We start from the raw sequence: 23,543 nt of genomic DNA, 5'->3' as shown, positions 1-23,543 counted from the left end.
TTATTAAATGGATGTGTAAGTGTGAATAATAATGAAGGAAATGAGACGACTGGTTTAAAAGAAAGCACAAATGGGATTAGTAAAAATACTCAAGCAAAAATAATTGATTATATTAATAATTATTCTAAGGATAATGAGTTTAATGGCGCAATTCTCGTCTCAGATGGTAGCAACATAATATTAAATAAAGCATTTGGAATGGCTGATTATGACAATAACATTGAAAATACAACGCAGACAGTTTTTGAAATTGCATCGTTAACAAAACAGTTTACAGCAACAGCAATTTTAATGCTTCAAGAAAAGAATCTTTTAAGTGTTCAAGATCCTCTCAGTAAATATATTCCGGATTATCCTGAGGGAGATAAAATAAAAATTTATAATCTTCTTAACCATTCGTCAGGAATTCATGATTACGTAGATTCAGCTGAATCTATAGAGAGTGAAAATGATTCATTTACTTTGGAAGAACTCATCGAATTATTTAAAAATGAACCGCTTGATTTTGAACCTGGAACAGAATTTGGGTATAGCAATTCAAATTATATATTACTTGGATATATAATAGAAAAAGTATCCCAAAAAAAATATGAAGACTATATAGAAGAAAATATATTAAAACCTTTAAATTTAACTAATACAGGTTTTTTAAGCAATAAGGATACAATAAAGAATAAAGCCATTGGCTATTCTAGAATAGATGCAAAGAACAATGAATACGAAAAGGCGATTGATGAAGAAGGACCAATCATAGCTTCGGCTGGAGAGATATGTTCAACTACTGAAGATTTATATAAATGGGAGCAGGCTTTATTTGCAGAAAAAATAATTAATAGAACATCCTTAAACGAAATGTTTACTCCTGGAATAACCAGTTATGGGTATGGGTGGTCTATTGATGAAAGTGTCGAAGGGAATAAAGTTGTTTCTCATATTGGAAATCTTCCAGGATATACTTCCTATATAGGAAGAAATATTTATAAGAAATATTCAATTATTATATTAAGCAACAAAGATGATGATCCTTATGTTAGTTATTTATATACTGGAATACTTGAAATTCTAGGAGATAAATAATATATATATTGCAATAATAAAATTACATTTAGGATGTCTATCCCCTAAATAAATATCCAGAGGTTAAATGTGGAAAATCAATTGCAACATATATAAAATGATAAATTTAAAGGGAATAATTAATGGAAAAATAAACTTAAAATCATTTGAAAAAAAGTTAAAGGATATGACATTATTTTAGGAGGTATTATATTGGAACCAGAAGAAGTTGAATTATTGCCATCTGGGCTTGTAAGTTGTTTATTAGATGACAAAGAAGTACGCATATTAAAAATATCTCCTAAAAGACTAACTGTGCGCACCGCTGAGGAAATAAGTAAAATAGATTGCATAAAAGTAGTATTTTATATATTTGATGAGTGTAGATATGAAGAAATAATGATAGAAAATTATAGTATTTTAGAAAAAAGAAAAGGTGATTTTGATTTAACTTATATTTTTGATATCAAATCACAGGAATATTTAATTAATGTAAGAAAGATTTTTAAAAATTATTCAAACTATATTACATTAAAAACCTTTGGGGATAGTAATGAATTTTCAAAGGAAATGGTTGATTATCCAGCAGAACTTGATTATGACTTTTATGAATATTATTTAGAGCAGAAAAAAGACTGGCTGTCAAAGCTAAATTATTCAGACTATAATGAGAATTCTCTAGATTCAATAGAATTAGCTATCACTTTAGATAATTATATTTTGTATAAAGAGTATAGAGATAATAATATAGAAGCATTTAAGAATAGTTATTTAAAAGAAAATTTTGTAGACAATCATAAGTTATTTCAAAAGGATATAAACAGACTTTATATTGGAAATGAATTTTGCCATAATTTATTTCCAGAAGTAAAACTGTTAATGAATATGATGCAGAAAGCTAAGCGGGAAGAACTTCAAATAACACTATGTTTTACATATATGAGAGATTGCTTTATAGAAAAAACAAAGGATATTATAGATAAGGTATACAGCTGGTGTAATGAAAATAATAAATCAATAGAGATTATAGTAAATGATTTTGGAATGCTTAAGCTGCTTGAAGATAAAACTGATTATTTAAAGTTGTCACTAGGAGTGTTATTAAATAAGCGAAAAAAAGATCCAAGATATATTTATAAGAAAGTATATATGGAAAATAAAAAGCTTATGGCAGAAAATAGCCTTAATAGTTCAATTTTTAATAGCTTTTTGAAAGAATGTAAAATAGAACGATATGAATATGAAAATTGTGGTTATAGAATAGCTATTGCAGAAGGACATAATAGTATGCATATTCCGTTTTATGTAACAAATACCTCACAATATTGTCCCCTATATGCAATGTGTGAGAGCTTTGATAGAGGAAATCAGAAACTTGTTGATGGCTGCCAAAAGTACTGCACTGATTATGTTTTTGCTTATCCAAAGCATTTAAAAATGGTTGGAATATATAATTCTTTATTTGCTTTTGATGATACTTTGCTTAAAGATCCAAAAGAATTAGAGTATTATATAAGTAATGGGATAGATAGAATAGTTTTAAATTTTATATGATATAGGCGTAATAAAGAAGGTAATAGATTAATATACTTGTCTATTGTTTTTTCATGTGTTTAGGCACATGAAAATAAATAACAAGTCCAAAATTGCAATGGATATTTTTCATCAGGGCAGGAAATAAAATGAGCTCATAGCCAAGCCTATTAGGACATTTTGTTGACGTAGCATGATGGGAAATAGCCTTGCAAGTGGACTCGTTATTTATTTGATAGTGGCTTAGGAGGAAAACGTAATGAAGATAGTAGCAGGACTAGGATCTATTGATGATTATATAACCCTTGTGAAAGCTGGAGCAGATGAAGTATTTTGTGGATATGTTCCGTATGAATGGAATAAGAAATATAGTAATTTGTTTCCGTTAAATAGAAGAGAAGTGCTTTACTATAACATTCAGATAGGATCTTTTGAAGACATGAAGATACTTAAAAAAATGGTTGATATATATAAGGTACCGGTGAGTATAACTTTTAATTATTTATATTATCTTGAAGAACAATATGAAATGATAGCTAAAATGATAAAAGCTTTAATAGATATTGGATTTAATGATTTTATTATAGCAGACATTGCACTTATACTATATTTAAAAGAAAAGAATATAAAATGCTCTGTACATTTAAGTGGTGAATGTGCTGAATTAAATCGTCTTTCCATTGACTTTTTTAATAAGCTTGGTATATCACGATATATATTTCATAGAAAGAATTCAATCGAAGATATGGAATCATGTATAAGTAATAGCAAAATGGAAAGTCTGGAATATGAAGCATTTATCTTAAATGAGAGATGCCATTATACTGGAGCTTTTTGTAATTCGCTGCATTGTGATGAAATGATACATTTGTGTAAAATGCCATATCATTTATCAAAAGTGAGTAAATATGCAAATAATTTTAAGGATGTTGAGAGGAAGATTGAAGTTTATTATCAAGAGCAGGAAAATAATAATAATGAAGAATTTTATGTGGAAGATCAATGTGATATGGAAAATGAAATAGAAGATTCGTATGTTCTTGGAAGTACTGGCTGCGGGCTATGTTCTTTAAAAAGATTAAAGAAGGCTGGGGTTACACATTTAAAAGTGGTTGGAAGAGGAAATTCCATTGAGAATATGAAAAGAGACGTGGAAAATTTAAAGATAGCCATAAACATGTTAGAGGATATTGAGGATAGCAGTACTTATGAAAAAAGAGTAAAAGACAAGTTGTTTAATGGCAAATGCAATGGACAATGTTATTATTAAATATAATGATTTTAAAGGTGATGAGTTTATTTATTAATAGAAAAAAACACAAAACTCATAAGAATTCAGAACATGGATTCTTATGAGTTCTTTATTATACTTATAATATCATTAGTTGTGAATGGTTTTAATTAACTAAGACTCTAAATTCTTTTATATGGTGTATTTAACTCAATAATTTCGATAAATTTTGAAAGAGAACTAGTCATTAAAGAATCTTTCCGCCTTATAAAAAATGTTTTTGTAGTATTGTATTTATCAGGTACTGAGAATGATTTTAGAAGTCCTTTCTTTTCATAATATTCAATAGTAGACTTGGGTACAAAGGATGCACCAAGATCAGCAATAACGCCTTCAATAATAGAAGTTAAATTATTAAATTCCATATATCGAATATTATGAATGCTTTTGGATTTGAGCCAGTTTTCAAGCTGTGTTCTATTAGGACATCCTGCTGTACTCATCAAAAATGGTTTTGAATATAGATCTTCTATATTATCATATTTAGGACTTGATATTAGAACTAAGGTTTCTTCGACTACAAGTTCACTTACGATATTCTCATCACTAAAGGACTGAGCTTTGACAAAAGCTCCATCTAACTGGAAGTGTTTTATTTTATAAATAAGTTCATCTGATTGACTTGTTATAAGAGACAGATCAACTTTAGGGTAAGCTTTATGATACTGAGATAAGATTTCAGGAAGACGTATTGCAGATACTGTGTGAACAGCACCAATTGATAAACTTCCTGAAGGATCGCAACAATCATTTAAGGCTTTATCAGCTTCATCCAATAAATAAATGATTTTTTCGGCATAAGCTAGTAATTTCTCACCTGTAGGAGTTAAAATCATACCTCGCTGTCTATAAAAAAGTTGTGTATTTAAATCAGACTCTAATTGTTGAATTCTAGCTGTAACATTAGATTGAACATATCCCAGAGCCTGCGCAGCCTTTGTTATGCTGCCTGCTTGAGCAACAGCTCTGAAAATTCTTAATTCACTACTTTCCATTTTATCACCCCAATATATAAATCACTAAAAGTGAATCTTTATATCTTATATAATCATTTTACATGATATATAATCTCTTGTAAACTATATATAGAAAACAAAATTAAATGGCTTCGATGGGATGAATCATATAAGCGTTTATCTACACTCGAAAATTTATTCCATTTATAAATAAGGAGATTATATGACAAATTCTAAATCACACAAATGGAGCATTCTACTTGTTGTTACATTAGTTTCATTTATTACAAATTTAGATTCAACTATAGTAATAATAGGATTACCTAAGATGATGGAGGGATTAAATATCTCTGTAACATCGGGATTATGGATAATTACAGGTTATATTATAGCAAGTACAGTTTTAATATTACCTGCTGGAAAATGGGCAGATACAGTTGGAACAAAGCGTATTTTCATGTTAGGACTTATAATTTTTGCATTTGGTACAATACTTTGTGGAATTGCAAGTTCAGGATTGACTTTAAATTTATATAGGTTAATTCAAGGAGGTGGAGCAGCCTTAGCCATGGCAACTGCAACTCCAACTATAATTAAGACTTTTCATAATAGTGAGCTTGGACTAGCCTTGAGTATTAATGCTACTTCATGGGTTATTGGAGCAATAATTGGACCAGTAGCGGGTGGGGCTTTAATTAGCAGCTTTGGTTGGAGATCAATATTTTTTATTACAGTACCTTTTGTATTTCTTTGCATAATTGGAGCATTTTTAGTAATGGAAGAGACTAAACCTAATATTAATCAAAAAAATGATTGGATAGGCATACTAACATTTAGCCTAGGGTTAATATTAACGATGATAGTACTTTCAGAAGGACAATCATTAGGATGGGTATCATATAAAACTTTAGGATTATATATAGTTACAATTTTATTATGGATTGCATTTATAATTACAGAATTACGTGTAGAAAATCCATTATTTAATTTCAAGTTGCTTTTGTACAGAAATTATTCAATTGGACTTGTAATTACATTATGTTATTGCATTGCATATTTTTCATTACCTTTATTATTGAGCATATACTTGCAAAGTGCATTACATTTAAGTCCTACGATGTCAGGGCTATTAATGATTTCACTATCTGTACCACAGCTTATATTGGGCCCATTTGCAGGTAAACTTGTAGATCATATAGGATCATTAAAGACTCTTACATTTGGAATAGTATTTCTTATTATAGGAATATTCTTTCTTGGAAATCTTGGGGGAGAGCTATCAATTAAAGCTATAGTCGCACCATTAATATTATTATCAATAGCAAATGGATTAGCCTGGCCATCGTTAGCGAAAACTGTATTGTCAGCAGTTCCTAAAGAACAAGCGGGTTCAGCATCAGGTATGCATTATACTATAATGAATGTTGGTAAAGCATTAAGTCAGACACTAGTCATATTAACAATAGAAATGATTATACCTGCTGATGTAGTTTCTAAAGCGATAATAGGAATAGGAAATTTAAACATTATAAATATAAATGGTAACTTGGTTAATTCTATAGATTCTAGTTTTAAATTTTTCACTGTTTTTTTTATAGCTGCATTAATTTTAAGTTTTATTCTTCTGTATTTAAAAAGTAAAAGCAGTTCTGTTAATGAAGAAGCAGCGAGTAATTTATAAAATTTTATAGATTATTTCATAGATGAGTATACGAAAGCAAGAAAATTCTATTATAATGATTAATGTTAAAGTTAATATTAATCATTATAATAAAATTGGAGTTAAATTATATGAATAGAGCAACAAATACCTTGAAGATCTCAAATTATGAAAAGTTTAAGTGCATAGCTGATAAATGCAGGTTTACCTGTTGCGAAGGCTGGGATGTTAGCATAGATGCAGATATATATAATAAATGGAAAAAAGAGAAATTTGATTATATTTTAGATAATGTAAAAACAAAAAAAGGCAAAGGCAAAAAAGAGTATTTTGTAAATAAGAAAACTGAAGAAGCGTGCCCATTTCTAGATAAACAGGGATTATGTAATATAGTGAAAAGTAATGGGGAGGAGAGTTTACCTTTAACTTGTCATGTGTTTCCAAGATTGGAGAGCATCTTTGAAGACAGGAAAGAACTTTCGTTATCATGTGCATGTCCTGAAGTAGTAGAAATCATAAGTAGTATGGATGGAAAAATAAATATGTCTTTGGAAAATGGTACTGATTTAAAAAGTAATTCTTCAGAACTTAAAATTAGGGGAATTCTAGTTAACCTTCTGCAGCAGGAAAACTTTTCACTAGAGCATAAGATGATTATTGGATTTCAAATGCTGTCAACTATTTTAGAAAATGAGAGTTTTAGTGAAGATGATTTATTAGAAGAAATAGAAAAGTATAATGATAGAGAGTATATAAAGCATCGTATAGATATGTATAAGGAAATAGAACTAAACGTAAATGAGTCAATTGAAGAAATTAATTATCTATTTCTAGATATTACACAGAATTATAAAGAAGTTCCTATTTTTAAATCTGTATTAACAAGTATTTCCGAATATGCTCAAGATATTGAAATTACAAGCATTTGTGCTAAATGGTATAATTATAAAGATTTACTTAAGCAATATGATAATTTCATTGAAAATTGTATTGTATCGAAAATTTTAAGCAGCTGCACAAGTAATGATGTTGAGGAATTTACGGTTTCATTCCAGATGATCATATTGGAGTATTTACTGGTGAGGTATGCTGTATTTTTGAAGTATTGTATGGATGAAAAAGAAGAAATAAATATTGAATATCTAAAGGATTATATTGTTGCCTTTTCAAGGATTATTGAAAATAATACTGAAGCTGTTTTAGAATTTTTTAGAGAAGGTTTTGGTGATGTGCTTATAGAAGTCGGATATCTGTGTTTTATAACATTATTTTAATAGTTAATAAGTAAGTATAAATTATGTGAGAAGAATTTAAAGCTACTTTAGTCATAGAACCTGCGAAAATTTACATTTGGATTTTCGCAGGTTTTTATTTATTGAGATTGAAAAAAATTTTTAGATAAATGCAGAGTTAAGAGATATATTTGAAAATAAATATCTGTTTTAATAATATGTATATAACTAATACCTATTATTGAATATAATTGAAATGAGGACGATAAAAATCTGAAGAATGCATACAAAAAATATTTAAGAAATTATATTATTCTTCTACTTGTCGATGATCTAATCTATTAAATTCATTTAAACGGTATTCCATATTTTTTTCGTAATCCTTATTAAAAATACAAGAAAATATTATATCCAGGACATATTGCGTAGCAATATGAGATGAAAAGTGTGATATCTTTTTCTTTAAATTTTCTTTACTGGAAACAAAGATATGATAATTAAATAATTTAGTTAGATAGTTTTCTTGAGCTGAGCAGATGACTAATGTTTCAATTTCTTTTCGCTTTAGAACTAAAGCAATTTCTTTAATTTCAGGAGTTTTTCCTGAATAGGAAAGAATAATTGCTACTTGTTTATTTTTACTATTAGAAGCAGCGGCACGGTATACTTGGTTCATAGGTACTAAAGAGACATTAACGTACCTTCCAATGCTTTGCATTTTATCTTGAAAGTTTAAGGCTGTTTGTATGTTATTTGTAACAGCATACATATCAACTATTTCAGCATTATAAATTAAGTCAACTGCATCCTTAAGCTGCTCAGTATCAAAAAAAGAGAAGGTATTGTTTAGGGTATCAATGTAAAGTTGTTTTATATTAACAGCAATTTGAAATTGTGAATCATCTTTTTTAAAAGGGAAGTTTATATCAATAATTTCTGGTTTATTCATTTTAGAATATAACTCTTCAACAAATTTGATTTTAAATTCTTTAAAACCATTGAGGCCAATTTTTTTACATAATCTATGTATAGTAGATATTGATGAAAAAGATACTTTTGCCAATTCATCTAATGACATACCAGCAACTTGCTCTTGATTTTTTAATATGTAATCAGCAAGTAATTTTTCTGTTTCTGTTAGATTATTTGCATATAGAAGCAAGTTATAAATTGTCATGTTAAATGCCTCCTTAATAAATTTCATATTTTCATTTTAGCATTAATAAGAAATATTTTCATCAGAACAATTTATAGAGTTACAAAGAAGCAGCAGGAAAAATATATAGCATGGAAGGAGAAATAATAATGGGATATAAATTAATAGCTTGTGATATGGATGAAACATTATTAAACGACAATCATGTAATTTGTCAAAGAAATATTAATTTAATAAAAAGAGCCAAAAATGAATATGGGGTTAAATTTGTACCGGCCACAGGGAGAGGCTATGAATCTATTAAACGTGATTTAAAAGTTTTGGGATTGTATGATGAGGCTGGAGAATATGTTATTTCTTTTAATGGAGGTGCATTAACAGAGAATAAAGAAGGTAAATTGCTAAAATTTAAAGGGTTAATGTTTGAGAAAATGAAAGAAATTTTTGAGTATGGTTTGACGAAAGACGTTTGTATACATGTTTATACAAAAGATAAATTATATATTTATAATTTATCAGAAAGCGAGAAGGAAAGGCTCAAAAACCAGAAATTAGAATGCATTATTATGAAAGAAAATACAGTAGATGCTTTAAAAGATGAACCAATTGCTAAAATTCTATACCAGAATATAGATGTGCCATATTTGATGAGTTTAGAACCAGAAATGAAGAATATTACAGATGGGCATTGTGTTATAAGTTATTCATCAAATCGGTACATGGAATTCAATGCTCTAGGTGTGGACAAGGGAAGCGGTTTAATTGATTTAGCAGAAATTTTAGATATTGATATTAAAGATATAATTGCTGTAGGGGATAACTACAATGATATGTCCATGTTAAAGGTAGCAGGATTATCAGTAGCTGCTGGAAATGCTGTTGAGGACGTGAAAAAAGTCTGCAATTATACAACTGAAGCTGATAATAATGAAGGTGTTGTTGCTGAATTAATCGAAAAATTTATATTTAAGGAATATTAATAATATTGAAGTTTGGTGATGCAAAATGATGGAACAGCTGCAAGACCAATAATAGAAATACATAAAGATAATTATTAATAATTAAACCCATGACAATATTTAATTTTAATATTGCCATGGGTTATTTTTTTTATCACATAATTTCACATAATTCTATGATAATTTTTACACAAATATTGTTTAAAATGAAAACAAGCTTAAAGAAATGAAGTTTCTTAGTGAAATTTATATATATAATTATTTTATTCGATTAGGAGGAGAGGAAATGAAAATTACTGAATTAGCAGTAAAAAAACCTTTAAGCATAATTATAGTGGTTGCTTTGATTATGGGACTAGGAATATTCGGATATGCAAATTTAGGAGCTGATTTATTTCCAGCAATTGATGCTCCTGTTATAACAATAACAACTACATATAGTGGGGCAGGTACCAAAGAAATAGAAGAAAATGTCACAAAGCCAATAGAGGATGCGGTATCTGGCATAAGCGGTATTGATACCTTAAAGTCTGGATCAGTGGAAGGCTATGGCTACACCATAATTAAATTTACCATGAATACAGATATGAACTCAGCATTTATGGATGTTCAACAGGCATTGGGAGATATTTCAAATAAACTTCCAGAAGGCGCTTCAAAACCTGTTATAAAAAAGGCAGATAAAAATGCAGCTCCAGTTATGATGATTTCAGTTTCAAGTTCATTACCTTATGGCGAACTTTATAACGCAGCAGATGATATTCAAAAATCTTTAGAAAAGATCAGTGGAGTTGGGGAGGTGACTTTAGAAGGAGCAGTTCAAAAGGAATTAATGATTGATGTTGATAAAACTTCTATGGAGCAATATGGCATAAGCATTAATACTATCGTAAGCAAGCTGCAAAGTGAAAATGTAAATATTCCAGCAGGTCAGCTTAAGCAGGAAAATTCTAAAGAGACCATGAGGGTTCTTGGTGAGTTTCAAAATATAGAAGATATAGAAAATATTCAAATACCAATGACAAATGGAGGAACTATAAGACTTAAAGATATTGCAGATATAAAGCTGGATTATCCAGATGAAAGTGAACTAGTAAGGTTAAATGGAGAAAGCTCCATAGGTATATTCGTAAAAAAACAAAGTGATGCAAATATAGTTGAAACAACAAAGGCTGTTAAAGAAGAGCTGAAAAGTATAGAGAAGACTTTGCCAAGTGGAATTAATGTTAGTATAGCAGACGATTCTTCTACCTTTATTAATGAATCTTTATCAGAAGTTAAAATAGGTCTTATTGAAGGTATAATCACAACAAGTGTTATAATGTTTCTATTTCTAAAGAGTATAAAATCTTCATTAATAGTTCTTGTTGCAATACCTACATCGCTTCTTGCCACATTTTTTATGATGTATGTTTTTAATTTTACACTTAATATGTTATCACTTTTGGCTTTATCTTTATCAATAGGAATATTGGTAGATGATTCTATAGTTGTACTCGAAAATATTCAAAGGCACCTGAGTCAGGGGAAGGGACTTATAAGAGCAGCTATAGATGGACGTGATGAAATAGGAATGGCAGCTATATCAATAACCTTATGTGACATAGTAGTCTTTGGGCCAGTTGCTTTCATGTCTGGAATGGTTGGACAATTTTTCAGGCAGTTTGGACTTACAGTAATATTCGCAACAATATTTTCGCTTATTGTTTCTTTCACTCTTACTCCAATGTTAGCGTCAAGATTACTTAAGGAGAAAAAAGATGATATAGAGATCAATGATCATAAAGTTAAAGCTAAAAAAGGATTTATGACAAGGCTATTTGATAAAGCAAATGAAGAATACAAAAGATTTTTGCTCTGGTCACTAGATAATAGATGGAAAGTTGTAAGTATTGTCATGGTAATGTTCACACTTAGTATATTACTTATTCCTTTTAAAGCTATTAAGACAGAATTTCTGCCAACAACAGATCAAAGTAAATTTACAATTAATGTTGATTTAAGTCCTGGTTCAGATATAACGGATACAGATGAAAAAGTAAAGGAATTAGAAGAACATTTACAAAGTGTACCAGAAGTAAGTGAATATTTTACTGTAATTGGAAGTGATAATGAATCTTCAGCAACGATTAACGTTAATTTAAAAGAGAAGAGTAAAAGAAAGAAGAGTCAAGGTGAGGTTGCTCAGGAAATACGGGAATGGAGCAAGAGTTTGACAGGGGTTGATGTTTCTGTAAATGAAAGCAATGGACTTTCACAAGATAATGGAGATGGAGCAAAGCCTATTGCTATAAATATAATTGGTCCTAATGCAGAAGTTTTAAAAGATCTAGGTGATAAAACAGAGAGTATGGTAAAAGACATTAAAGGAACAACAGATGTTAGTAATAGTATGAAAGCTAACGAAAATGAAATTGATGTTGAAGTTGATAGAACAGCAGCTGCACAATTTGGAATTAAGCCATCAGATATTGCAAGTGCTCTTAAGGCGGCATCTAACCAAGGCACAGATGCTGGTGTATATAGAAAAGATGGTGATGAATATGATATGACTGTCAAATTTCAAGATGGACAAGTTAAAACTAAAGATCAGATGTCTTCAATAATGATAGCTAATTCCTCTGGAACACAAGTACCATTAGATCAAGTTGCAAAGGTGTCTTTAGGTGATAGCCCACAGGAACAATTAAGAATGGATAGAGATGAAATGGTGACTATATATGCAAATGTACAAGGCAGAACAGTAGGAAGTGTAAATACAGATATTAAAAAAGCTATTGAAAATGAAGATATGCCTACAGGTTATGAAGTGACTTACGGAGGAGATCAGCAAAATATGGTTACTTCTTTTAAATCGCTAATTGAAGCTTTGGCTGTATCTATAGTACTTGTATATATGATATTGGTTGTTCTATATGAATCTTGGCTTACACCTTTTTTAAGGATGTTATCACTTCCATGTGGAATGATCGGAGCATTAATAGCTTTGGTCATTACTAGAAATACTTTAAATATCGTAACAATGATTGGACTGATAATGCTTGATGGTCTTGCTTCTAAAAATGGAACTCTGCTTATCGATTATACGAATACATTGATGAAGAGAGGAATGCCTTTAAGAGAAGCTCTTATAGAATCAGGAAGTACAAGACTTAGACCAATCATGATGACTACAATAACTATGATTGTTGGTATGCTTCCAACAGCATTGGCCATGGGTCAAGGAAGTGAATATAGATCAGGAATGTCTATAGCACTTATTGGGGGCATGATTACCTCTACAATATTATCTCCAGTACTTATTCCAGTTGTGTATACACTGATTGATGATATGAAAAAGAGAATTTTAGAGAGAAGAAATAGTAAAAAAGGGGTCAGCAATAAACTATAGAGGTATAACTAAACTATGCTAAAATAGCTGAAGCGCGTGATATTTAAAGTGAAAGGAGACAAATTATGAAAAGTATTAAACTTAGAAAATATACAATATTGGCAAGTATTATCTTAGCAGCATCAATGCTTCTTGCAGGATGCACTAAAAGTACTAGTAATACAAATGATCCTAAGAATGTTAAAACTGTTGCTGTTAGTACAACTTCTATTGAAAATTATACAGAGTATGGAAGCACCTTAAAAGCGAATAGTGAGGTAACAGTTGCTCCAAAAATATCTGGCAAAATCGCAACTATGAATGTTGAAGTAGGGCAACAAGTTAAAAAAGGGGATGTATTATTTACGTTAGATTCAGCTGAATTACAGGCACAATATAAGCAGGCGCAGGGTGCTTTGAGTTCGGCACAAGCTAATTTAACCCTCACAAGTGATTCGGAGTTTAAGCAGAAATTAATTCAGGCTAAATCAGATCAAAGTTTAGCACAAAATGCATATAATGATGCTAAAAGTGCATTTGATAAGGTAAAAACACTATATGAGGCAGGAGCTTCTACCAAGCAGGATTTAGACGATGCACAATCTAAACTTAATTCAGCTGAGACACAGCTTAACTCGGCTAATGATAACTTAAATCTTTTAAATAATAAAGTTGGAAGTCAGACGGCAGCTGTAGCTGAGTCTCAGGTGGAACAGGCACAGGGTGCAGTAGATTTAGCTCAGGCGCAATTAGACAATACTGTAGTTAAAGCACCAATTGATGGAGTTGTTTCAGAAAGAGATAGTGATGCAGGAGAAATAGTATCAAGTTCTAAAAGTGTAATTACTATAGCAGATAATAGCAGTTCTATTGGTGAAATAAACATAAGTGATAAGGATTTATCTGGTATAGCAATAGGAGGATCCGTGGAAGTAAAAGTTAATTCTCTTGAAGATAAGAATTTTGAAGGAGTTATAGATAATATAAGCCCCACAGCTGATTCTAAAACTCAATTATATAATGTAAAAGTGAAACTGGTGAATGATGACGCTTCTTTAAAATCAGGAATGGTAGTGAAGATATTGCTTCCAAATGATAAAAAAGATAATATACTTGCACTTCCAAGTAATGCAATAGTTGTGAATAATGGAGTTCAATATGTATATGAAGTAGCTCACGATAAAGTGAAAAAAATACCAGTAAGTGTTGGAATTTCTGATGGAAAGTATACCGAAATAACTAGCGGCGTAGAACTTGGGGATAATGTTATTATAGAAGGACAGAGTTTTTTAAATGATGGCGATAAGGTCAATATAAGTAATTCCTAAAATTTATATAGGTAACCCAACTATAACTTAGACTTATGTGGTAACTTACCGAAATCATAAATATTGTTACTCCTAAGGACTAAAAAAAATATAGCTGAAGGTTCTAAGCAGCAGGTTGCACACATTTCAGCATGCTCCCGCTTTCAGCGTGACAAGCTAAAATGTGACAACCTACAGCTAAGAACCTTAATCAGCTCATTTTTTAATGCCTTCTTCGTAAAAATATTTATGATTTCTGGTGAAGATATTCACTTAAAAGTTGGTAAATATAATAGTATATTTATCTACTAAGTCTAAATCATGATTTGTATACCTATATTAATAATACAAAAAAGTAAATATAGGACGTCAGAATTTCTAATAATAATATTAAATAACTAGTGAGATAGAATTAAGTGGTAATGTTATAATAGAGGAACAAAGTTATACGTAAAGAATCATTGATTTGATATTCTTATTTATAATACTTTATTAGAAAATCAAAATATACTTTAGAGTATGAACTATGGAATTAATTATAGAATGTGTAGGAATTTAATTTAGTCCATAAAGGTGGTGTTAAGATGAATTATAATATTTACTTAGTAGAAGATGAAGAAAATTTAAATCAGATATTAAAATCTTATCTTGAAAAAGAGGGCTTTAATGTAACTTCTTTTTTTAATGGTGAAACAGCAAGAGCAGCTATTGAAGTTAATCCACATTTATGGATATTGGACATTATGCTGCCAGATATTGATGGATATCAGCTTATAAAAGAAATTAAAGAAAATAATAAGCAAACACCTGTTGTTTTTATATCTGCACGTGATGCTGACTTAGATAGAGTGATTGGCTTGGAGCTTGGCAGTGATGATTACATTGCCAAACCATTTCTACCTAGAGAGCTGGTTATACGTACAAAAAAACTTATTGAAAGGGTATATGGCCAAGAAGTAGAAAGAGATGTTCAGACAGTATCTCAGATTTGTGGTTACACTATAGATGAAAAAAAACGTATAGTAAAGAGAGAAGAAGAAACAATTGCTTTAACTTCAAAAGAATTTGATATTCTCATGTTATTTGTTAAAAATCAGCTTATTGCTTTTTCAAGAGAACAAATATTACATAATATTTGGGGAGATGAGTATTTCGGAAGTGATAGGGTTGTAGACGATCTTATAAGAAGGCTTAGAAAAAGAATGCCAAACCTTAGAATAGAAACGGTTTATGGTTATGGATACAGGATGGTTAAGGAATGAGCAGAGTTTCAAAATTTTTAAGTAATAAATCAATTGCTTTTCAAATATGGATTGTTTTCTCAGCTATGATGCTTTTTATTATAGGCATTCTAGTAACTATAAGTTTATTAACCTTTAAAAATTTTCTTTATGATAAAGCCTATGAACTCATAGAGAATTCACAAAAAAATGTAATTACAAATATGGTGGATGGCAAAAACTATACCCAGTTTTCAGGTACAATTTCAGAGAATAACAATGGGGAAAGGATATTAAAAAGTATTATTTATCCAATCGCTACTACAGAAAATATAGAGCACATTCTTTCAGATGAAAAATCTTCTAAAGAATTATGGAATGAAGTATTAAATCAATATGAAAATCAAACTTCAGAAAGTCAAAGATATACGTATGTTAGAAATAATGATAATGTATTTTACGTAATAAGAAAATACAGTTTTGATGATAAAAGTGGTTTTGTCTTTTCATATACAAGAGATCTTCAGGCTGAGAAACTATATAAGCAGATTGCTAGAAAGATCATTTTGATGACTATCATTGCAAGCTTTTTTAGTTTAATAATAGTTAGAAAACTTGCTAGTTATTTATCAAAACCTATAAAGTCATTAAAAGAAAACGTAGAGAAGATTGGTCAAAAGGAATGGAATACTCCAATAAGTGTAGATAGAAAAGATGAGATAGGTGAATTATCTGAGGCAATTGAATCCATGAGGCAGCAGCTTGTAAAAAATGATGAAGCTCAGCAATGGATGCTTCAAAATATATCCCATGAATTGAAAACTCCTGTGATGGTTATAAGAAGTTATGCTCAATCTGTTGGAGATGGAATATTTCCTAAAGGCGACTTGAGTAGTACAATGCTTGTAATTGATAGTGAAGCAGAAAGACTAGAGAAGAGAATAAAAGATCTGCTTTATTTAACTAAGCTTGACTATTTGTTGCAGCACAAAAGAATAGAAGAAATTATTAATATGAAAGAATTAATTGAGGAAACCGTCGATAGATTTAGGTTCAGAAGAGAAGAGCTTAATTGGAAGCTAGAACTAGAAAATATAATAATATTAGGAGACTATGAACAGTGGAAAGTCATAGTTGAGAATATTTTAGAGAATGCAATTAGATATAGTAGAAGTAAAGTTAGAATTAGTGTAAAGACAAGTGGTGATTCAATATTACTTGAAATATATAATGATGGAGAATTAATTGAAGAATCATCGTTAAATGAGTTATTTAAGCCCTTCAAAAAAGGTAAAAAAGGTAAATTTGGATTGGGGTTAGCAATAGCTAAGAGAATTATAGAATCTTATGATGGGCATATATGGGCGACCAATGAAAATGTTGGAGTATCTTTTAAGATAGAATTAAAAAAATAGAAGATATCACAGATTGTGCTTTGTCTTCCGCTTAAGACCTCTTTAAAATCTAAATTAGATTTTAGGAGGTTGTTTTAATTAACATATAAAATCATACTAGCAATAAGAAATGGCATGCAGGTAAAAAGTAAGATTAACAATATTTACATAAAAAATATTGATATAGTTTTTTTAAAACTATATATAATACTTAATTATGTGTATAATATTAAATAATATGGAGGCTAAGGCCGTTAAGAAAGGAGAGATGAAATGGATTTATTAATGATTGTATTGTTACTTATGGGGTGTTTGCTAATTTCTAATATTATTAGTCATTACATTCCATCAATCCCTGCCGCTTTAACCCAGATTATATTGGGAATAATTTTAGCATTTGCTTTTAAGCAGAATTCTTTTGAATTAGAAGAGAAATGGTTTTTTCTTTTATTTGTAGCACCTATTCTATATAATGATGGAAAATATTTTCCTAGAGATGAATTATGGAAAATGAGGCGGTCAATATTCGGCAATTCTTTAATATTAGTTTTATTAACAACTATTGGAGGAGGATATTTTATTCATTGGATGATACCAGGTATACCTCTTGCTGCAGCTTTCGCATTAGCAGCTATTTTATCACCAACTGACCCGGTAGCAGTAAATGGAATCGCAAAGCGTATTCATATACCTGAGAAGGTACTAAACCTTGTTAAAGGAGAATCTTTAATAAATGATGCATCTGGAATAGTTGCCTTTAATTATGCAATAGCCGCTGTAGTGACTAATCATTTTTCACTTGGAGGAGCAATTTTAAATTTTTCATATGTGTTTTTAGCAGGAGCAATTTTAGGTTTAGTTTTTGCTTTAATTTCAACCTTAATAAGATTTACTTTACGTAAAGAGGGCATAAATGATGTTATTTTTTATTCTCTGTTTCAAATATTAACACCATTTGGTATTTATATTATTACAGAAGAGCTTTTACATGCATCAGGAGTTATTGCGGTAGTTGTTGCAGGTATTGTTCATTCTTTAATAAAGGAGAGAACAGAAACTAGGCAAGCTGAAGAACAGGTTATAACAGAAAATATATGGTCCATTGTTTTATTTATTTTAAATGGAGTTGTATTTTTATTATTGGGATTAAATATTCCATTATCAATGAGTGAAACAATATCAGACCCTAATATAGGAAACTTAAAGGCTGTTGCATATGTTATTGCTATAGGAGTAGTTATTTTGACAATTCGTTTCGTTTGGTCTTATTTATCTACATATTATGAATATAGGTTAAATAAAAGTAAAGATGTTGAAGGTCCAAGTGTAAAAATAGCTTTATTAACTAGTTTGACTGGAGTCAGAGGTACAGTTACAATGGCAGGTGTTTTATCAATTCCCTTCTTCTTAGAGAATGGAGAAGTGTTTCCAGAAAGATCCCTTATATTATTTTTAACCGCTGGCGTAATATTATTTACACTGATATCTGCAACAGTATTTTTACCGTTTTTAAGTAAAGGAGAAGAGGAAGAAAAGGAACAGCTTATTAATGATAATTTAAATAAAGCAAAAAATAAACTTATAGTATCTGCGATTAATACTATAAAATCTGAAATAAGCGATGAAAATGCAGCTGCAGCATATGAATTAATCAATGAGTATAAGTGGATATCTAGAAACAATCAATTGCTGACAAGTGAAGCAGGTAATAACCGAGAAAAAATAACAGAGTTAAGATTAATGGGATTAAAAGCAGAGAGAAAATATATACATGAACTCATGAATAAAGATGAAATAAATGAAACTATATTCAAATTTTTTGAAAGATTTTTTGATCATAGAGAAGAAAGTTTTTTGTGTAGTAGACGTCAGGATACCATGTATCTTGTAGGAAAATTAATGAGATGGTTCAAACATTTTTATCGTATTAATCGTAAAGCAAAAAATATTGAAATGGATAAGCTGAAATTAATAAGGGATATACAAATAAGGGCAGTTCAATCAGCTATTGAGGTTTTAAAAGAATATTCAAAAAAATATGGTGAATCAGATATTATTCAATTAGTGATTTTTGATTACAAGAGTATGATTAATAGGCTAAAGGGAGCAACAGCTAAGTATAATGAAAATAGCATGGAACAAAAAGAAGAATTGAGAATAAAAGCCATGGACACAGAACGCTCTCAGATTCGATATATGTATGAGTCAGGAAAAATTAATAGAGAGGAATCCAATGAATTAAGAAGATATTTAAACTACATTGAAAGTGCTGTTTTATATAAGCATGTTGAATAAAAAGTAAATCCTTTAGAAAAATAATATTTGATATACATATAAGCCATTCTAGAATTAGTATATTTTAATAGATTAAATCTATAAAATAAACGTATTACAGTTATACTTTTTCTTTCTAAGCTAATACTATTATTGAAGTATTATCAAAAAAATAACACGCTAATTTCATAAAAAGGTATTAATGTACTAATTAAAGGAGGCTTACATATGACGAATAAATTTAAAGAAAAATTTGCTGCTATGCCTATAGAAAAACATGAGGCAGCAGCTTGGGCAAATGAAGAAAATACACAGCCAGTTTCAAATGTAAATATTCCTAGCGAAATACAAGTTGGAAATGCAAAAGACTATGTAGATACAAATCAAAAGTAAATGAAAAATCCCCAAATTAATGGGGATTTTTTATTTTGAATTAATAATTCATATCAGACATACGTTTATATGTATCATATTTTTCTTTTGCATTCTTCTCTGATTCATCAAATAATTTATCTGCAACTTCAGGAAAGACGTTCATTAGGGATGCAAAACGTATTTCACCATTTAAGAAGTCTTTATATGGAGCGGTAGGTTCTTTTGATTCAAGTAAAAATGGATTTTTACCTTCATCTTTTAGTTGTGGATTATATCTATATAGATGCCAGTATCCAGAGTCAACAGCTTTCTTTTCTTCCTTTATGCTGTTTCCCATACCAACCTTTATTCCATGGCTTATACATGGAGCATAAGCTATTATAAGAGATGGTCCAGGATATTTTTCAGCTTCAGCTATTACTTTAATTGCGTGATTCATATTTGCACCTATTGCTATTTGAGCAACATATACGTAACCGTAACTCATAGCCATAAGTCCTAAATCTTTCTTTCTGGTCTTCTTACCTGCTGGTGTAAACTTAGCAACTTGACCTGTTTGAGTTGATTTTGAAGCCTGGCCTCCAGTATTTGAGTAAATTTCTGTATCCATTACAAATATATTTACATCATCACCCATAGCAAGAACTTGATCGACTCCTCCATAACCAATATCGTATGACCAACCGTCACCACCGATTATCCAATGAGATTTTTTAATTAAATAATCTTTTCTTTCTAATATTTCTTTTGCTATTGTATTGTTAGAATACTTGGAATCATTTAATACTTCTAAAACTTTAGCAGAAGCTGTTTTTGATTCAGATCCATTATTGAAATTATCAAGCCATAGCTTAAATATATTTTTAGCGTTATCATCAAAGTCTGAGGATCCTAATCCTTCATTTATTAAATCAGCAAGCTTTTCTCTAATTTGTTTAACTCCTAGGAAGATACCATATCCAAATTCAGCATTATCTTCGAACAATGAATTAGCCCAAGCAGGACCTCTTCCTTCAGCATTAGTAGTGTAAGCTATTGATGGAGCACTTGCACCCCAGATAGACGAGCATCCAGTTGCATTTGCTATGATCATTCTTTCTCCAAAAAGCTGAGTTAAAAGCCTTATGTATGGAGTTTCTCCACATCCTGGGCATGCACCATTAAATTCCAAAAGAGGCCTTATTAATTGGCTGCCCTTTAGGGTATTTCTGTCGATCAAATCTTCCTTAGGAGTAAGAGTCATAGCATATTCCCAATTTTCCGCCTGCTCTAATATTTGCTCTTCTGCATGTTTCATTATAAGAGCTTTGCCAGGAGCAGGACATACATCAGCGCAGTTACCACAGCCTGTGCAGTCTAATGGAGCTACTTGAATTCTATATCCATAATTTTCTAAACCTTTTCCGGCTGCCTGCTTTGTAATAAAATCTTCAGGAGAATTTTTCTTTTCATTGTCATCAATTAAGAATTGGCGAATGGTTGCATGAGGGCAGATATATGCACATTGACCACACTGTATGCATTTATCAGTCTGCCATTCAGGTACGTTAACTGCTATACCACGTTTTTCATGAGCAGTAGTACCGAGAGGGAAGGTACCATCTTCCATTCCTTTAAAAGCGCTAGTTGGAAGTTCATCGCCTTCAAGTCTTGCCATAGGGCGTTGAATATTTTTAACAAAGTCTGGTTCATTCTTTATTGTTCTGTTTTCATCTTTAGCACTACTCCAAGAATCAGGAATGGTAACTTCATGAAGGGAATTTATGCCCCTGTCCACTGCATCGTGATTCATTTTAACTATTTTATCACCTTTCTTACCATAAAGATTAGAAATAGAATCTTTTAAATATTTAACTGCATCTTCTACAGGTATAACATTCGCAAGTTTAAAGAAAGCAGACTGCATTATCATATTTATTCTGTTTCCTAGACCTATTTCACCTGCAATAGCAATTGCATCAATTGTATAGAATTTTATATTATTTTCTGCTAAATATCTTTTATATAGCGCTGGCAATTTCTCTTCAAGTTCATCCTCATTCCATGGACAGTTAAGGACAAATATGCCGTTCTTCTTTAGCCCTTTTAATATATCAAAGTTGTAGATAAAAGATTTATTATGACAGGCAACATAGTCGGCATTATAAACTAAATAAGGAGATTTTATAGGTTTTTTTCCAAATCTTAAGTGGGATACAGTAGTACCTCCAGACTTTTTACTATCATAAGAAAAATAAGCCTGGGCATACATATCAGTGTTATCTCCTATTATTTTAATAGCACTCTTATTTGCTCCAACTGTACCATCAGAACCTAAACCCCAGAATTTACAGCTTATAGTTCCTTCTGGTGTAGTGTCTATTATATCTCCTTCAGGCAAAGAAGTATTAGTTATATCATCTACTATTCCTACAGTGAAGTGGTCTTTTGGTTTATCAGCTTTTAAATTATTAAAGACTGAAATAATCTGAGATGGTCTTGTATCTTTAGAGGCCAAGCCATATCTTCCACCAACTATAAGCAGCTTATTTTCTTGATTATAGAAAAGTTTAGTTACATCTAAATATAGCGGCTCGGCAGGAGCACCAGGTTCTTTGGTCCTATCTAATACTGCGATTTTCTTCACAGACTTAGGAAGAACATTGAAAAAATATTTCTCGCAGAATGGTCTGTATAAATGAACCTTTATCATACCTACTTTCTCGCCTTTTTTCACTAGGTAATCTATAGTTTCACTTATGGTATCACAGGCAGAACCTATGGCTACTATGATGTTTTCAGCTTGTGGATCTCCATGGTAATCAAAGGGATGATATTCCCTTCCAGTAATATTTTTAATTTCTTTCATATAATCTTCAACTATATCAGGAACAGCATTAAAGAATGGGTTTTGTGCTTCTCTTCCTTGAAAATATATATCAGGATTTTGTGCTGTACCTCTGACTACAGGATGTTCGGGATTTAGTGCTCTATCTCTAAAAGCTTTTAAAGCATTTCTATCTACAAGATCTGTTATTTTATCAAAATCAGGAACTTCAATTTTTTGATATTCATGAGATGTTCTAAAACCATCAAAGAAATGTAAAAATGGTACTCGGCCTTTTATAGCACTTAAGTGAGCAATGCAGGCTAAATCCATTACCTCCTGAACATTTGAAGATGCAAGCATAGCAAAGCCTGTTTGTCTGCAGGCCATAACATCTTGATGATCGCCAAATATTGATAAGGCATGAGTTGCTAGTGCACGGGCACTTACATGAAATACTCCAGGTAAAAGCTCTCCTGCTATCTTATACATATTAGGTATCATGAGCAGCAAACCTTGAGAAGCCGTATATGTAGTAGTTAAGGCGCCACCTTGAAGTGAGCCATGTACTGCCCCAGCAGCACCAGCTTCGGATTGCATCTCAGCTACCTTAACTGGCTGATTAAACATATTTTTCTTTCCATGGGCAGACCATTCATCTACTCCTTCGGCCATAGGAGTGGAGGGAGTTATAGGATATATCGCAGCAACTTCTGTAAAATTATAAGAAGCATATGCTGCAGCTTGGTTTCCATCCATTGTTTTAGTAACCTTTTGCATTATAATTAATCCTCCTTATATCATATATTGTACATAAATTATCTGAATTTTTTTATCTCATTTATTATTTGAAAACTGAGAAAAAGTATACTTAATTAAAATTACATTTAACAAACAATGTTTAACTATAAATAATTTTAAAGATGCTTAATAATTTAACTTCCATTTATTAAA

Annotated in this window: 15 protein-coding genes; 12 read left to right on the top strand and 3 right to left on the bottom strand. The window is 30.5% G+C overall.

Translation table 11 applies throughout. The features are described 5' to 3' along the window. Window positions 1–21: 21 nt before the first annotated feature. The 3 genes from CDLVIII_RS25015 to CDLVIII_RS25005 all read left to right on the top strand — a co-directional run bounded on the left by CDLVIII_RS25015 (window position 22) and on the right by CDLVIII_RS25005 (window position 3,859). Window positions 22–1,077: a serine hydrolase domain-containing protein gene (locus CDLVIII_RS25015; RefSeq protein WP_242835801.1), complete on the top strand. Its 1,056-nt coding sequence runs from the start codon at window positions 22–24 to the stop codon at window positions 1,075–1,077. A gap of 192 nt (window positions 1,078–1,269) precedes the next feature. After that, window positions 1,270–2,610 (top strand): hypothetical protein, encoded by a 1,341-nt coding sequence (locus CDLVIII_RS25010; protein ID WP_009172278.1) that lies wholly within the window; start codon window positions 1,270–1,272, stop codon window positions 2,608–2,610. Window positions 2,611–2,848: 238 nt separating this feature from the next. Beyond that, on the top strand, window positions 2,849–3,859 hold the full coding sequence (locus CDLVIII_RS25005; protein ID WP_009172277.1) for a U32 family peptidase: 1,011 nt from the start codon (window positions 2,849–2,851) through the stop codon (window positions 3,857–3,859). 143 nt (window positions 3,860–4,002) lie between these two features. On the opposite strand, the gene CDLVIII_RS25000 is transcribed toward CDLVIII_RS25005, so the two are convergent. Beyond that, on the bottom strand, window positions 4,003–4,875 hold the full coding sequence (locus CDLVIII_RS25000; protein ID WP_009172276.1) for a LysR family transcriptional regulator: 873 nt from the start codon (window positions 4,873–4,875) through the stop codon (window positions 4,003–4,005). Between the two features lie 184 nt (window positions 4,876–5,059). Between CDLVIII_RS25000 and CDLVIII_RS24995 the strand changes: the two genes are divergently transcribed. Beyond that, a complete protein-coding gene (locus CDLVIII_RS24995) occupies window positions 5,060–6,517 on the top strand; it encodes an MFS transporter (RefSeq protein ID WP_009172275.1) in 1,458 nt (485 codons plus the stop codon). A gap of 110 nt (window positions 6,518–6,627) precedes the next feature. Beyond that, window positions 6,628–7,770 (top strand): flagellin lysine-N-methylase, encoded by a 1,143-nt coding sequence (fliB, locus tag CDLVIII_RS24990; protein WP_009172274.1) that lies wholly within the window; start codon window positions 6,628–6,630, stop codon window positions 7,768–7,770. 268 nt (window positions 7,771–8,038) lie between these two features. Here the strand turns inward: fliB and CDLVIII_RS24985 are convergent, their stop codons facing one another. Continuing rightward, complete coding sequence (locus CDLVIII_RS24985) at window positions 8,039–8,905, bottom strand: MurR/RpiR family transcriptional regulator (RefSeq protein WP_009172273.1); 867 nt, start codon at window positions 8,903–8,905, stop codon at window positions 8,039–8,041. A gap of 110 nt (window positions 8,906–9,015) precedes the next feature. On the opposite strand from CDLVIII_RS24985, the gene CDLVIII_RS24980 reads away from it, so the two are divergent. The 7 genes from CDLVIII_RS24980 (at window position 9,016) to CDLVIII_RS30270 (ending at window position 19,801) form a co-directional block, all read left to right on the top strand. Next, entirely contained in the window at window positions 9,016–9,864 is an 849-nt protein-coding gene (locus CDLVIII_RS24980) for a Cof-type HAD-IIB family hydrolase (protein ID WP_242835800.1), read from the top strand. Between the two features lie 265 nt (window positions 9,865–10,129). Beyond that, a complete protein-coding gene (locus tag CDLVIII_RS24975) occupies window positions 10,130–13,234 on the top strand; it encodes an efflux RND transporter permease subunit (RefSeq protein WP_009172271.1) in 3,105 nt (1,034 codons plus the stop codon). Window positions 13,235–13,299: 65 nt separating this feature from the next. After that, window positions 13,300–14,541: an efflux RND transporter periplasmic adaptor subunit gene (locus tag CDLVIII_RS24970; protein ID WP_009172270.1), complete on the top strand. Its 1,242-nt coding sequence runs from the start codon at window positions 13,300–13,302 to the stop codon at window positions 14,539–14,541. A 563-nt stretch (window positions 14,542–15,104) separates the two neighbouring features. Beyond that, window positions 15,105–15,782: a response regulator transcription factor gene (locus CDLVIII_RS24965; protein ID WP_009172269.1), complete on the top strand. Its 678-nt coding sequence runs from the start codon at window positions 15,105–15,107 to the stop codon at window positions 15,780–15,782. After that, window positions 15,779–17,155 carry a HAMP domain-containing sensor histidine kinase gene (locus tag CDLVIII_RS24960; protein WP_009172268.1) on the top strand — a complete coding sequence of 459 codons (1,377 nt, stop codon included), beginning with the start codon at window positions 15,779–15,781 and terminating at the stop codon, window positions 17,153–17,155. The genes CDLVIII_RS24965 and CDLVIII_RS24960 overlap by 4 nt, the downstream gene beginning before the upstream one ends. Before the next feature lie 252 nt (window positions 17,156–17,407). Then, entirely contained in the window at window positions 17,408–19,429 is a 2,022-nt protein-coding gene (locus CDLVIII_RS24955) for a Na+/H+ antiporter (RefSeq protein ID WP_009172267.1), read from the top strand. Window positions 19,430–19,636: 207 nt separating this feature from the next. Continuing rightward, window positions 19,637–19,801: a DUF3787 domain-containing protein gene (locus CDLVIII_RS30270; protein ID WP_009172266.1), complete on the top strand. Its 165-nt coding sequence runs from the start codon at window positions 19,637–19,639 to the stop codon at window positions 19,799–19,801. Between the two features lie 40 nt (window positions 19,802–19,841). Here the strand turns inward: CDLVIII_RS30270 and nifJ are convergent, their stop codons facing one another. Further along, on the bottom strand, window positions 19,842–23,369 hold the full coding sequence (gene nifJ / locus CDLVIII_RS24950) for a pyruvate:ferredoxin (flavodoxin) oxidoreductase (RefSeq protein ID WP_009172265.1): 3,528 nt from the start codon (window positions 23,367–23,369) through the stop codon (window positions 19,842–19,844). Window positions 23,370–23,543: the final 174 nt, after the last annotated feature.

It is taken from the genome of Clostridium sp. DL-VIII, assembly GCF_000230835.1.
Lineage (GTDB): Bacteria > Bacillota > Clostridia > Clostridiales > Clostridiaceae > Clostridium.
Note: the sequence above shows the minus strand (reverse complement) of the source record. Positions and strands in the feature narration are given on the sequence as shown.

Coding starts and splice junctions, on each gene's coding strand:
- CDLVIII_RS25005 (WP_009172277.1), top strand. CDS start 2,849: ATGAAGATAGTAGCAGGACTAGGATCTATTGATGATTATATAACCCTT.
- CDLVIII_RS25000 (WP_009172276.1), bottom strand. CDS start 4,875: ATGGAAAGTAGTGAATTAAGAATTTTCAGAGCTGTTGCTCAAGCAGGC.
- CDLVIII_RS24995 (WP_009172275.1), top strand. CDS start 5,060: ATGACAAATTCTAAATCACACAAATGGAGCATTCTACTTGTTGTTACA.
- fliB (WP_009172274.1), top strand. CDS start 6,628: ATGAATAGAGCAACAAATACCTTGAAGATCTCAAATTATGAAAAGTTT.
- CDLVIII_RS24985 (WP_009172273.1), bottom strand. CDS start 8,905: ATGACAATTTATAACTTGCTTCTATATGCAAATAATCTAACAGAAACA.
- CDLVIII_RS24980 (WP_242835800.1), top strand. CDS start 9,016: ATGGAAGGAGAAATAATAATGGGATATAAATTAATAGCTTGTGATATG.
- CDLVIII_RS24975 (WP_009172271.1), top strand. CDS start 10,130: ATGAAAATTACTGAATTAGCAGTAAAAAAACCTTTAAGCATAATTATA.
- CDLVIII_RS24970 (WP_009172270.1), top strand. CDS start 13,300: ATGAAAAGTATTAAACTTAGAAAATATACAATATTGGCAAGTATTATC.
- CDLVIII_RS24965 (WP_009172269.1), top strand. CDS start 15,105: ATGAATTATAATATTTACTTAGTAGAAGATGAAGAAAATTTAAATCAG.
- CDLVIII_RS24960 (WP_009172268.1), top strand. CDS start 15,779: ATGAGCAGAGTTTCAAAATTTTTAAGTAATAAATCAATTGCTTTTCAA.
- CDLVIII_RS24955 (WP_009172267.1), top strand. CDS start 17,408: ATGGATTTATTAATGATTGTATTGTTACTTATGGGGTGTTTGCTAATT.
- CDLVIII_RS30270 (WP_009172266.1), top strand. CDS start 19,637: ATGACGAATAAATTTAAAGAAAAATTTGCTGCTATGCCTATAGAAAAA.
- nifJ (WP_009172265.1), bottom strand. CDS start 23,369: ATGCAAAAGGTTACTAAAACAATGGATGGAAACCAAGCTGCAGCATAT.